8 protein-coding genes and 1 tRNA gene are annotated in these 12,595 nt (G+C 71.4%); 4 read left to right on the top strand and 5 right to left on the bottom strand.

All coding sequences use genetic code 11. From position 1 onward, the window contains the following. Positions 1–117: 117 nt before the first annotated feature. From ACZ3I3_RS17485 to ACZ3I3_RS17495, 3 genes are read right to left on the bottom strand one after another with little or no spacing between them, the layout of a single operon-like run. The gene (locus ACZ3I3_RS17485; protein ID WP_467366428.1) at positions 118–2,262 is read right to left on the bottom strand and encodes an acetate--CoA ligase family protein; all 2,145 of its coding nucleotides are present in this window, start codon (positions 2,260–2,262) and stop codon (positions 118–120) included. Positions 2,263–2,266: 4 nt separating this feature from the next. Next, the gene (gene frc, locus ACZ3I3_RS17490) at positions 2,267–3,508 is read right to left on the bottom strand and encodes a formyl-CoA transferase (protein WP_467365963.1); all 1,242 of its coding nucleotides are present in this window, start codon (positions 3,506–3,508) and stop codon (positions 2,267–2,269) included. Between the two features lie 10 nt (positions 3,509–3,518). Further along, positions 3,519–5,201: a thiamine pyrophosphate-binding protein gene (locus tag ACZ3I3_RS17495; RefSeq protein WP_467365965.1), complete on the bottom strand. Its 1,683-nt coding sequence runs from the start codon at positions 5,199–5,201 to the stop codon at positions 3,519–3,521. Between the two features lie 144 nt (positions 5,202–5,345). Here ACZ3I3_RS17495 and sucC point away from each other — a divergent pair, with 144 nt between their 5' ends. The 3 genes from sucC to ACZ3I3_RS17510 are packed head-to-tail and all read left to right on the top strand — an operon-like array spanning position 5,346 to position 8,971. Beyond that, the gene (gene sucC, locus ACZ3I3_RS17500; protein WP_467365967.1) at positions 5,346–6,476 is read left to right on the top strand and encodes an ADP-forming succinate--CoA ligase subunit beta; all 1,131 of its coding nucleotides are present in this window, start codon (positions 5,346–5,348) and stop codon (positions 6,474–6,476) included. Positions 6,477–6,485: 9 nt separating this feature from the next. Beyond that, positions 6,486–7,385: a succinate--CoA ligase subunit alpha gene (sucD, locus tag ACZ3I3_RS17505; protein WP_467365969.1), complete on the top strand. Its 900-nt coding sequence runs from the start codon at positions 6,486–6,488 to the stop codon at positions 7,383–7,385. Between the two features lie 44 nt (positions 7,386–7,429). After that, positions 7,430–8,971 carry an aldehyde dehydrogenase family protein gene (locus tag ACZ3I3_RS17510; RefSeq protein ID WP_467365970.1) on the top strand — a complete coding sequence of 514 codons (1,542 nt, stop codon included), beginning with the start codon at positions 7,430–7,432 and terminating at the stop codon, positions 8,969–8,971. A gap of 61 nt (positions 8,972–9,032) precedes the next feature. Here ACZ3I3_RS17510 and ACZ3I3_RS17515 read toward each other — a convergent pair whose 3' ends face one another. Continuing rightward, a complete protein-coding gene (locus ACZ3I3_RS17515) occupies positions 9,033–10,367 on the bottom strand; it encodes a DUF2254 domain-containing protein (protein WP_467365972.1) in 1,335 nt (444 codons plus the stop codon). Positions 10,368–10,509: 142 nt separating this feature from the next. On the opposite strand from ACZ3I3_RS17515, the gene ACZ3I3_RS17520 reads away from it, so the two are divergent. Beyond that, a tRNA-Leu gene (locus tag ACZ3I3_RS17520) sits at positions 10,510–10,594 on the top strand. An 87-nt stretch (positions 10,595–10,681) separates the two neighbouring features. Here ACZ3I3_RS17520 and ACZ3I3_RS17525 read toward each other — a convergent pair. After that, positions 10,682–12,565: a sigma-54-dependent Fis family transcriptional regulator gene (locus tag ACZ3I3_RS17525; protein ID WP_467365974.1), complete on the bottom strand. Its 1,884-nt coding sequence runs from the start codon at positions 12,563–12,565 to the stop codon at positions 10,682–10,684. Positions 12,566–12,595: the final 30 nt, after the last annotated feature.

Below are 12,595 nucleotides of genomic sequence, written 5' to 3' on the forward strand. Positions count from 1 at the left end.
CCGGAGCGCCTGGCGTCTAAATTTGGGCCCCGCCCCCCGGGCCCCGTGCGTGGGGGGGGGGGGGGGGGCCGGGGGCCGCCCGCCCCCCCCGGGGGGCCGCCCCCCCGCTGCCTCACCTCATGTACCGCCCCCCAGCAGCCCCGCCTCCCGCGCCCAGCGGTACTTCGCGCCGAGCACGGCCACCGGCTTCTCGGTCGTGTACGGGTACGCGACGACCCCGTGCTCGAAGAGGTACTGGCAGGCCTCCTCGACCTCCACGTCCCCGGCGAGCGACGCCACGACCGGCTTCTCGATCCCCCGCTCCCGGAACTCGGCCACCACGCGCGCGGTGAGCTCCGCGAAGACCATGGGAGGAGTGACGATGGTGTGCCAGTAGCCGAGGACGAGCGCGTGGATGCGCGGATCCTCGAGACCCAGCCGGATCGTCGCCTCGTACGTCGACGGCGGCTCGCCCCCGGTGATGTCCACCGGGTTGCCCGCGGCCCCGAAGGGCGGGATGAACTTCCGGAACGCCTCGTCCAGGTCCGGCGGGATATCCATCAGCGACAGGCCGTTGTCCGTGACCGCGTCCGAGAGCAGCACACCGCTGCCGCCGGCACCCGTGATGATCACGACGTTGTCGCCCTTGGGGGCGGGCAGCACCGGCAACGCGCGCGCGTACTCCAGCATGTCGTTCAGCCCCGGCGCCCGGATCACCCCGGCCTGCCGCAGGATGTCGTCGTACACGGCGTCGTCGCCCGCCAGCGCGCCGGTGTGCGAACCGGCCGCCTTCGCGCCCGCCGCCGTACGCCCCGCCTTCAGCACGACCACGGGCTTCTTCGGCACGGTGGCCCGCGCGGCCTCCACGAAGGCGCGCCCGTCCTTGAGGTCCTCCAGGTGCATGGCGATGCACTCGGTGTGCGGGTCCTCCCCGAACCAGGTCAGCAGGTCGTCCTCGTCCAGGTCCGACTTGTTGCCGAGCCCGACGATCGCCGACACGCCCGTCTTGGTGGTGCGGGCGAAGCCGAGGATGGCCATCCCGATGCCGCCGGACTGCGAGGTCAGCGCCACCCCGCCCTTGACGTCGTACGGCGTGCAGAACGTGGCGCACAGGTCGTGCCAGGTCGAGTAGTAGCCGTAGATGTTCGGCCCCAGCAGCCGCACTCCGTACCGCTCGGCGATCGCCACGATCTCCGCCTGGAGTTCGTGTTCACCGGTCTCGGCGAACCCGGAGGGGATCAGTACGGCGTTCGGGATGCCCTTGCGTCCCACCTCCTCCAAGGCCGAGGCCACGAACTTGGCGGGGATCGCGAAGACCGCCACATCCACCTCACCGGGAACGTCCGTGACACTCTTGTACGCCTTGCGGCCCAGAATGTCATCGGCCTTGGGATTCACCGGATGGATGTCCCCGGCGAAACCACCGTCGACGAGGTTGCGCATCACCGAATTGCCGATCTTGCCCTGTTCATTGGAGGCCCCGATCACTGCGACCGCACTCGGCTCCATCAGGCGGCGCATCGAGGTGAGGATCTCGTCCCGCGTGTACTTCCGGCGCGGCGCGGGCTGCGACTCGGCGAGGATGACCCGGATGTCGGCCGCCACCGCCCCCTCCGCGGTGGCGATCACCGGGTTGAGGTCGACCTCCGCGATCTCCGGGAAGTCCGCGACGAGTTCCGACACCCGGCGGATCTGCTCGGCGACGGCCCACCGGTCCACGCCCGCCTGACCGCGCACCCCGCGCAGGATCTCCGCCGACCGGATCGAGTCCAGCATCGACAGCGCCTCGTCCGCGTCCACCGGAGCGAGCCGGAAGGTGACGTCCTTCAGCACCTCGACCAGCACCCCGCCGAGCCCGAACGCCACCACCTTCCCGAACGTCGGGTCCGTGACAGCGCCGACGATGACCTCCTGCCCCTTGGGCAGCAGCTCCTGCACCTGCACACCCGAGATGCGGGCCTTCGGGTCGTACGCACGGGCGTTGTCGATGATGGTGTGGAACGCCGCCCGTACGTCCGTCGCGCCCTCGACCCCGACGATCACCCCGCCGGCGTCGGTCTTGTGCAGGATGTCCGGCGAGACGATCTTCATCACGACGGGCCCGCCGAAGCGCGCCGCGAACGCCACGGCCTCCTCGACGTCGGTCGCCAGCTCCTCGCCCGGTACGGCGATCCCGTACGCGTCGGCGATCACCTTGCCCTCGGGCGCGGTCAGCGCGGTCCGCCCCTCGGCCCGTACGGAGTCCAGGACGCCCCGCACCCGCAGGATCCGGTCTTCGGCCATCACGTCAGATCACTCCGTTCGACTTGAGCAGGCGCACTTCCTCGTCGCCGAGGCCGAGTTCGCCGACGTAGACCTCTTCGTTGTGCTCGCCGAGGAGCGGCGAACTGGTCACCTCGACGGGGGAGTCGGACAGCTTGAGCGGGCTGCCGACGGTGACGAACTCGCCGCGCTCGGGGTGCGGGACGGTGACGACCATCTCGTTGGCGGCCAGCGACCGGTCCTCGATGATCTCCTTGGTGGACAGGATCGGCCCGCACGGGATGTTGTGCGCGTTGAGCCGCTCCAGCACCTCCCACTTGGGCAGCGTCGAGGACCACTCCTCGATCAGCTGGAACATCTTGTTCAGCTTGGGCAGCCGCGCCTCGGGCGTCGCCCACTCGGGGTCGTCGGCCAGCTCCGGCCGGCCGATGAGCTCGCTGACCGGCCGCCAGCCCACGGGCTGCACGATGACGTACACGTAGTCGTTCGGGCCGCCCGGCGCGCACTTGACCGCCCAGCCGGGCTGGCCGCCGCCGGACGCGTTCCCGGACCTGGGAACCTCGTCGCCGAAGTCCTCGTTGGGATATTCAGCGAGCGGCCCGTGTGCCAGGCGCTGCTGGTCCCGCAGCTTCACCCGGCACAGGTTCAGTACAGCGTGCTGCATGGCCACGTTGACCCGCTGCCCGCGCCCGGTGCGCTCCCGTTGGTAGAGCGCGGCGAGGATGCCCGCCACGGCGTGCACGCCCGTCCCCGAGTCCCCGATCTGGGCCCCCGTCGCCAGCGGCGGCCCGTCCTCGAAGCCGGTGGTCGACATCGACCCGCCCATGGCCTGCGCGACGACCTCGTACGCCTTGAAGTTGGTGTACGGGCCTTCGCCGAACCCCTTGATGGAGGCATAGACGATCCGTGGATTGATCTCCTGGATGCGGTCCCAGGTGAAACCCATCCGGTCGACCGCGCCCGGGCCGAAGTTCTCGACCATGACGTCCGAGCGCCGGATCAGCTCGGTGAGGATCTCCTTGCCGCGCTCGGTCTTGGTGTTGAGGGTGATGCTCCGCTTGTTGCAGTTGAGCATCGTGAAGTAGAGGGAGTCGACGTCCGGCAGGTCACGCAGCTGCTTGCGCGTGATGTCGCCGGTCGGCGCCTCCAGTTTGACGACGTCCGCGCCGAGCCAGGCGAGCAGCTGGGTCGCGGAGGGCCCGGACTGGACGTGGGTCATGTCCAGGACGCGGATGCCTTCGAGGGCCTTGGTGGACGGAGCAGTCATCGGGGGCACCTCACTTGTACATGGTCTGGTTCATGGTTCCGGGGGCGTACGCGTCGGGGTCGACCCAGACGTTGATCAGGGAGGGCTTGCCGGACTCGCGGGCGCGCCTGAGGGCCGGGCCGATGTCGGCGGGGTCGCGGACCTCCTCGCCGTAGCCGCCCAGCATCTGGGCGAACTTGTCGTAGTGGACGTCGCCGAGGGTGTTGCCGATCCGCTCGCGGTCCTTGCCGTACTTGGCGGCCTGGCCGTAGCGGATCTGGTTCATGGAGGAGTTGTTGCCGACGATGCCGACGAAGGGGAGGTCGTAGCGGACGAGAGTCTCGAAGTCCCAGCCGGTGAGGGAGAACGCGCCGTCACCGAAGAGGGCCACCACTTCCTTGTCGGGCCGCGCCTGCTTGGCCGCGAGCACGAAGGGGACGCCGACGCCTAGCGTGCCCAGGGGACCCGGGTCCATCCAGTGCCCGGGCGACTTGGGCTGCACGACCTGCCCGGAGAAGGTGACGATGTCGCCGCCGTCGCCGATGTAGATCGAGTCCTCGGTGAGGAAGTCGTTGATCTCGCTGACCAGCCGGTACGGGTGGATGGGCGAGGCGTCCGACCTCAGGCTCGGCAGCCGCTTCTCCAGAGCGGTCTGCTCGGCCGCGCGCAGCTCGTCCAGCCACTCCTTGCGCCTGGACGCCCCGCCGTTGACGCGTCCGGAGGCCGCCTCGGTGACCGACTTCAGCACCAGCCCGGCGTCGCCCACGATGCCGAGGTCGATGTCGCGGTTCTTGCCGACCGTGCGGTAGTCGAGGTCGATCTGCACGACGGTCGCGTCCGGTGACAGCCGCTTGCCGTAGCCCATGCGGAAGTCGAAAGGCGTACCGACGATGACGATGACGTCGGCGTTGGAAAAGGCGTACCGCCGCGACAGCTGGAAGTGGTGCGGGTCGCCGGGCGGGAGGGTGCCACGGCCGGCGCCGTTCATGTACGCCGGGATGTTCAGTGTGCGCACCAGCTCGATGGCCGACTCCGTGCCCCGGGTCGTCCACACCTGGCTGCCGAGCAGGATGGCCGGCTTCTCGGCGTGCACCAGCAGGTCGGCGAGCTTCTCGATCGCCTCCGGGTCGCCGGCGGAGCGGGTCGACGCGCGGTAGGCGCCGGCCTGCGGCACGCGTGCCTTGGTGGTCGGCACCTTGGCGTCCAGCACGTCGCGCGGGATCTCGAGGAAGGAGGGGCCGGGCGCGCCGTGGAAGCACTCGCGGAACGCCATGGAGACCATGTCGGCCGCGCGCGCCGTGTCGGGGACGGTCGCCGCGAACTTGGTGATGGGGTTCATCATGTCGACGTGCGGCAGGTCCTGGAGGGACCCCATCTTGTGCTGGGTGAGGGCCCCCTGACCGCCGATCAGCAGCATGGGGGACTCCGCGCGGAAGGCGTTGGCGACACCGGTGACGGCGTCGGTCGTCCCCGGCCCCGCGGTGACCACCGCGCAGCCTGGCTTGCCGGTGATGCGCGCGTAACCGTCGGCGGCGTGGGCGGCGACCTGTTCGTGGCGTACGTCGACGACTTCGATGCCCTCGTCGACGCAGCCGTCGTAGATGTCGATGATGTGGCCGCCGCACAGGGTGTAGATGCGCTCGACCCCCTCGGCCTTCAGAGCCTTGGCTACGAGATGACCACCGGAAATGACGTCCTGGGTGTCGTCGGGCATGGCGAAGTCCTGTCCCTTCGTAGGGGGTTGGAACGTCTCGCGGTACATTGCATACAGTCGACGAATACTGTATGAAGCTTGTTATCCCGCATCCGATGGGGTGGTGTCCAGGGGGCGTGCGGCACTTTCAGACAGGAGCCTGGAATGGACCTGTACGAACATCAGGCAAGGGAACTCTTCGAAGAACACGGCATCTTGGTGCCGCGGGCCGAGGTGACGGACTCGTCCAAGGAGGCCCGTGAGATCGCACGCCGGCTCGGTGGCCGAGTCGTGGTGAAAGCCCAGGTGAAGACCGGTGGCCGGGGCAAGGCAGGAGGGGTGAAGCTCGCCGCGGACCCGGCCGCCGCCGAGCTCACCGCCCGTCAGATTCTCGGTATGGACATCAAGGGCCACCGGGTCGGCACGGTGATGCTGGCCCAGCCGGTGGAGATCGAGGCCGAGTTCTACGTGTCCTACGTACTCGACCGCGCGGCGGGCCGCTTCCTCGCGATCGCCTCGGCCGAAGGCGGCATGGAGATCGAGGAGGTCGCCGCCACCCGTCCCGACGCCGTGGCCCGCGTCCCCGTCGACCCCGCCGAGGGCGTCACCTCCGCGAAGGCGGGCCAGATCGCCGAGGCGGCCGGACTGCCGCCGCAGACCGTCGACGTCCTCGTACGGCTCTGGGAGGTCCTGGTCCGCGAGGACGCCCTCCTCGTCGAGGTGAATCCGCTCGTCCGCACCCGGCAGGGGCAGATCCTCGCCCTCGACGGCAAGGTCACCCTCGACGACAACGCCCGCTTCCGGCAGGCACGGTGGGGCGCGGACGACACCGGACACGACGACCCGCTGGAGGCGGCCGCCGCCGCGAAGGGCCTCAACTACGTCAAGCTCGACGGCGAGGTCGGCATCATCGGCAACGGCGCCGGACTCGTCATGTCGACACTGGACGTGGTCGCGGGCTGCGGCGCCCGGCCCGCCAACTTCCTCGACATCGGCGGCGGAGCGAGCGCCCGGGTCATGGCGGACGGACTGTCGGTCATCCTCTCCGACCCAGACGTGAAGTCCGTCTTCGTCAACGTCTTCGGCGGGATCACCGCGTGCGACGCGGTCGCCGACGGCATCGTCCAGGCGCTGGACACCGTCCGCCTCACCAAGCCGCTCGTCGTGCGCCTCGACGGCAACAACGCGCCGCGGGGCCGGGCCATCCTCGACGAGCACGCACATCCGCTGGTCCAGCAGGTCACCACCATGGACGGCGCCGCCCGCCGTGCCGCCGAACTCGCCACCACAGCCTGAGGGGACGTCATGGCCATCTACCTCACCAAGGAGAGCAAGGTCCTCGTCCAGGGCATGACCGGCAGCGAGGGCATGAAGCACACACGGCGCATGCTGGCGGCCGGCACGAACGTCGTCGGCGGCGTCAACCCGCGCAAGGCGGGCCGCACCGTCGACTTCGACGACCGGGCCGTCCCCGTCTTCGGCACGGTCGCCGACGGGATGCGCGCGACCGGGGCGGACGTCACCGTCGTCTTCGTGCCGCCCGCTTTCGCCAAGGCGGCCGTCGTCGAAGCCGCCGACGCCGGCATCGGCCTCGCGGTCGTCATCACCGAGGGCATCCCCGTCCACGACTCCGTCGCCTTCACCACGTACGCGAGGGAGAAGGGGACACGAGTCATCGGGCCCAACTGCCCGGGCCTCATCACCCCCGGCCAGTCCAACGCGGGCATCATCCCGGCCGACATCACCAAACCGGGCCGCGTCGGCCTGGTCTCCAAGTCGGGCACGCTGACGTACCAGCTGATGTACGAACTCCGCGACATCGGCTTCTCGACCTGCGTCGGCATCGGCGGCGACCCGGTCGTCGGCACCACGCACATCGACTGCCTCGCCGCCTTCCAGGACGACCCCGACACCGAACTCATCGTCCTCATCGGCGAGATCGGCGGCGACGCGGAGGAACGGGCGGCGGCCTACGTCCGCGAGCACGTCTCCAAGCCGGTCGTCGGCTACATCGCCGGGTTCACCGCACCCGAGGGCAAGACCATGGGGCACGCGGGCGCCATCGTCTCCGGCTCCTCCGGTACGGCACAGGCCAAGCAGGAGGCGTTGGAGGCGGCCGGGGTGAGCGTGGGCAGCACGCCGACCGAGACGGCGAAGCTCGTGCTGGCGCGCCTCGGAGCGAGCCTCGGAGAACAACGGCAGTGAGCCAGGTCCCGCCCCCGACCGTGCACCGAGAGCGGAGCAACCCGATGGCACCCACCCTCACCCTCAAATCCGGCACGACCTGGCCCGACGCGTGGCAGCGCTGCCTCGCCGCCGCGCCCGAGGCGTTCCGCGACGAGCGGGTCCTCAACCTCTGGAACGCCGCCTGGCAGGCGGACGGCCGGGTCCTGCCCGCCGTCAGCCCCGTCGACGGCAGCCCGATCGCCGGCCCGCCGCGCCTGGACGGGGCCACCGCCCGCCGGGCCGTGCGCGCCGCCCTGGACCAGCACCGCGCCTGGCGTCACGTCCCCCTGCCGGAGCGCCGCGCCCGCGTCGCCGCCACCCTCGACGCCCTCGCCGAACACCGCCGGCTGCTCGCCCTCCTGCTCGTCTGGGAGATCGGCAAGCCCTGGCGGCTCGCCCTGGCCGACGTCGACCGCGCCATCGACGGGGTCCGCTGGTACGTCGACGGCATCGAGGAAATGGTTGCCGGCCGGGCCCCGCTGGACGGGCCGGTGTCCAACATCGCCAGCTGGAACTACCCGATGAGCGTGCTCGTTCACGCAGTGCTGGTCCAGGCACTGGCAGGCAACGCGGTCATCGCCAAGACCCCGACCGACGGCGGTGTCGCCTGCCTGACCCTGGCCTGCGCCCTCGCCGCCCGTGAGGGGGTCCCCGTGACCCTCGTCAGCGGCAGCGGAGGCGAGCTGTCCCAGGCGCTGGTGCGGGCGCCCGAGATCGGCTGCGTCTCCTTCGTCGGCGGCCGCGACACCGGCGCCGCGGTGGCCACGGCCGTCGCCGACCTCGGCAAACGACACGTACTCGAACAGGAGGGACTCAACACCTGGGGCATCTGGAACTACTCGGACTGGGACGCGCTCACGGCGCTCATCCCCAAGCTCTTCGACTACGGCAAGCAGCGCTGCACGGCGTACCCGCGTTTCGTCGTCCAGCGGCACCTGTTCGACGCGTTCCTGGCGGCGTACCTCCCGGCGGTCCGCACGCTCAGGGTCGGGCACCCGCTCGCCGTGGAGCAGCCGGACGACCCGTACCCGCAGCTGGACTTCGGGCCGGTCATCAACGCGGCCAAGGCGAAGGAACTCCAGGACCAGGTCGCCGAGGCGATCGAGCGCGGCGCCGTACCGCTGCACCGCGGCAGTCCGTCCGACGCCCGCTTCCTGCCCGGCCAGGACACCTCGGCCTACGTCCAGCCGGTCACGCTCCTCAACCCGCCCCCGTCCTCTCCGTTGCACCACGCGGAGCCGTTCGGGCCGGTCGACACGATCGTCCTGGTCGACACGGAGGCGGAGCTGCTGGCCGCGATGAACGCCTCCAACGGCGCGCTGGTGGCCACGCTGTCCACGGACGACCGGGCGACCTACGAGCGGCTCGCCCCGCAGATCCGCGCGTTCAAGACCGGCCACGGCCGGCCCCGTTCCCGCGGCGACCGTGACGAACTGTTCGGCGGGCTCGGCGCGTCCTGGCACGGCGCGTTCGTCGGTGGCGAGCTGCTGGTGCGCGCGGTGACACGGGGACCGGCGGGGGAGCGGCTGCCGGGCAACTTCCCGGAGTACCAGTTGCTGCCGTGAGGGCAGGCCGTAGCGCGAGTATCGGAGACCGTATCGGCGACGGACGTCGCCGATACGCCGCTCAGCCGATGCCCTGCCGGTCCGGGCGCAGGGCGAACGCGCGGTCGGAGGGGGCCGGTCCGGACCGGTCCACCGCCTGCCGGAGCAGCTCGCGATGGCGCCGGAGCGGCTCGCGCCGCTCCGGCGGCACGAGCAGGAGCAGGTCGTCCAGCCCCGCCAGCATGCGCCGCGAAACCTGCGGGCTCCCGATGGCGCACCCCCGTACCTCGGCGAACCCGAGATCCACCAACTCGGTCCAGCCCGGCACGGGCTGCACCAGCCGCACCGCCCCGCCCCGGTCCCGGTGCAGGGCGGCGTCGAGCGGCCGTCGGCTCAGCGCGGCCAGGAACTGGACGATCCGGTCCAGCGCCTGGACGGCGGTCGTCGGATCGTTGATCGCGGACGACAGGGCGCGCAGCGCGATGTCGGACAACTGGCGCAGTCCGAAGCCGAGATCCTGGTGGTAGGTCCGCTCCACCCCCACCGAGATCGCGTAACGCAGCGCCCGGCGCGGCGGGGCCGGCCCGCCGTGGACCGCCAGCACGGGCATCCCGGGCACCACGAAGTCCCCGATCCGCGGGATCAGCCGCAACACGACCCCGTGTTTGCGCGCCACCCGCACCAGCCGCGTGATGTGCACGTCCCGCAGCACCCCCGCCCGGCCCTCGTGCGGGACCCACGCGGTCGCGGAACCGAGGCGGGCGGCCTCGTCCTGCCCGCCCGTCGGCACGGGCATCGAGGCGGCCACCCGGAAGGACTCCGTGGCGATCCGCGCGATCACATGGCTGATCCGCATCAGCCGCAGGGTGGTGTTCACGTACAGCACGAAGAGCAGCAGGCTCAGCGCGACCATGCAGAGGGTGAGGACCGACTGCACCAGAGGGACGGTCGTGACGGTCCGTGGGTCTCGCGCGCTGTCGAAGGAGGTCAGGACCAGCAGGGTCAGCACGAAGGTCGCCAGGAAGACGGCGAAGGTCGCCTTGGTGATCCGGCTCCGGACGAAGAGCCGCACCACGCGCGGGGTGAACTGCCCGCTCGCCATCTGCACGGCCACCAGCGAGATGCTGAAGACCACACCGATGAAGGTCATCATCGCAGAGCCGACCGCGCTCACGACGGCCTTGGCGTCCTCCGCGAACCGCAGCAGCTCGTCGAGCGTGTCGTAGTCGCGGTCGTCCTGGAGCGCTTCCACGATGGCCGCGTCCAGTGCCTGGGCCCCCACCCAGACCACGAAGACCCCCGCCATCGCCGCGGTGGGGGCGAACCAGAACGTGTCCCGCAGATGCTCCCTGAGCGGCGACAGCGCACGGGGACGACGGCCCGACGTGGAGCTCTGCGTAACCATCCAGTCACTCATGGTGTGACCCTAGGTGCATCGGGGCGTGAGGTCCCGGACCCCCGCCCTGGGGAAGGAAACGCAGGTGAAAGGCACTGCGAAACCTTGGTATGGTTGTCCATGTCGCCGCCGGGCAGAGCCCTGGCAAGGCGGCAGACACCTGGTCCGGGTGGCGGAATGGCAGACGCGCTAGCTTGAGGTGCTAGTGCCCTTTATCGGGCGTGGGGGTTCAAGTCCCCCCTCGGACACTTGCTTCGGCGTACGAGAGGTGCCGACCGGTTCTGGTCGGCACCTTTTCTGTGTCCGGCGACGCAGGCGGGCGCGCAACCGCGCCCTCAGACCCGGTAGCCCCGCAGCTTGCGATACAGCGTCGCCCTTCCTATCCCCAGCGCCGCAGCCGCGCGTGCCTTGTTGCCGCCGTGCAGGCGCAGGGCCTCCAGGATCGCGGCGCGCTCGGCGTGCTCCATGGGGCTGAGGGGCCGCGCGGCCGGGCCTTCCCGCACGGCGTCCGGCAGCTCCGCCCGGCGGACCGGCCCCGACATCCGGCGGTGCTCCGCGAGGGCCCGGACGACGTGGGCCAGCTCGGTGACGTTCCCGGGCCACGGGTACCGCTCCAGCGCGCGCAGGGCGTCCAGTGTCCAGGTCAGGGGCGGCTGCCCGGCGGCCGGCCGTGGCGCCAGGGCGGGCAGCAGCTCCCGTATGTCCTCGGTGCGTTCCCGCAGCGGGGGCAGGGTCACCGAGCGGGCGGACAGTTTGTCCAGCAGACGCTGGAGGCAGGGGCCGGCCGGCGCGCCGGGCGTGTAGGTGACCAGCAGCCGGGTGGCCGGGTGGGTGTCGAGCAGGGAGTTGAGCGCGGCCACGCCGGGCTGGGCGAGGCGCTCGGCGTGCCGGAGCAGGAGCGGGCGATCGGCCGGCCAGGTGGGCAGGGCCCTTTCGAGCCCGGCGTCCAGCGCCGCGTCGGCGATCTCGACCGCCGCCCGGGCCTCCGTGCCGAGCAGGTCCAGAGCCAGCGCGGACTTGCCGGTTCCGCGTTCACCGGTCAGCAGCAACGGCTCCGGCGAGCGGGCCAGTTCGACGGCGCGGCCGACGGCGTGTCGCCAGGGGACGGACGAAACGGTGAGCGAGCAGGGCGGGTGCGGCCCGGCCGGCACAGATGTCGGCTGCGACGGCGCGGGACCGGCGAGCGGCTCCAGGACGGCGACGATCCCGACGACCACGCCGTCCAGCCGCACGGGGTCGACCCGTGCCACGCATCCAGAGCCGTCCGGCAGCTCGACCGGGCTCATTTCCCCGTCATCAGGCAGCTCGACCGGGCCCGTTTCCCCGTCATCAGGCAGCTCGGCCCGACCCGTTTCCCAAGACTGCGCGGCCTCACCCACGGCACCCGCGTGCCGCGCGCTCACCGCCGTCCGCTCCAGCGCTCCGAGCACCTCGGGCGTCAGCAGCCGCTGCGCGGAGTCGCTGATCAGGCGGTTACGGCCGTCCAGAGCGACCACGGCACGGTCCGGGCCGTCCATGACCCGGCCCGGTCCGGCAACCGCCCGCACATAAGCGTCCAACAGCACCCGCTCGGCCCGCCCCGCCCGCGCCCGCAGCTCCGTCTCCACCGCCGCGGCGGCGGCCTCGGCGAGTGCCGCGTGCGGGTGGGGCGAACGTGCGGTACCCAGTAGCGAACGTGCGGTACCCAGCCGCGACGCGAGCGACGCGACGGTCAGCGTGCCGACGACCCGGCCGCCCTCCGGGGCGAGCAGCGGGACGCTCACGGCGGACACGTCCTGCCACCGGTCGAGGAAGTGCTCCGGCCCGTGCACCTCCGCCCGGCGCCGGGTGCGCAGGGCGACAGCCGCACTGTTGTTGCCGACCTCCTGCTCCGACAGGACGGGGCACGGATCGAGCCCGGGAACGCTCCCCGCGCTCCACAGCACGCGCAGCCGCTCGTCGGTCAGGAGGAGCAGGGACCGGTCCGTGTCCAGGGCCGGGGCGATCCGGTCGAGCACCGGCCGGGCGGCACCGAGCAGCGCCGAGTCCACCGGCCGGGACGGGGCGGCGGCCGGTTCCTTCAAGTCGTGCGGCACACCGAAGAACCGTGCCCGCCGCCATGCCGCGACGACCTCCTCCGGAACACCGCCGGGCAGTGGGCCGCCCGACAGGAACCGCTCGCGGGCGAGACGCAGCGAGGGGCGGGCGGTGGCTGCGGGGGAAGGCTCGGTGGTGGTCACGGCATGAACACCGTAGCGGGTTCGGTTGAA

The sequence above is a fragment of the Streptomyces sp. NPDC016851 genome, from assembly GCF_055562795.1.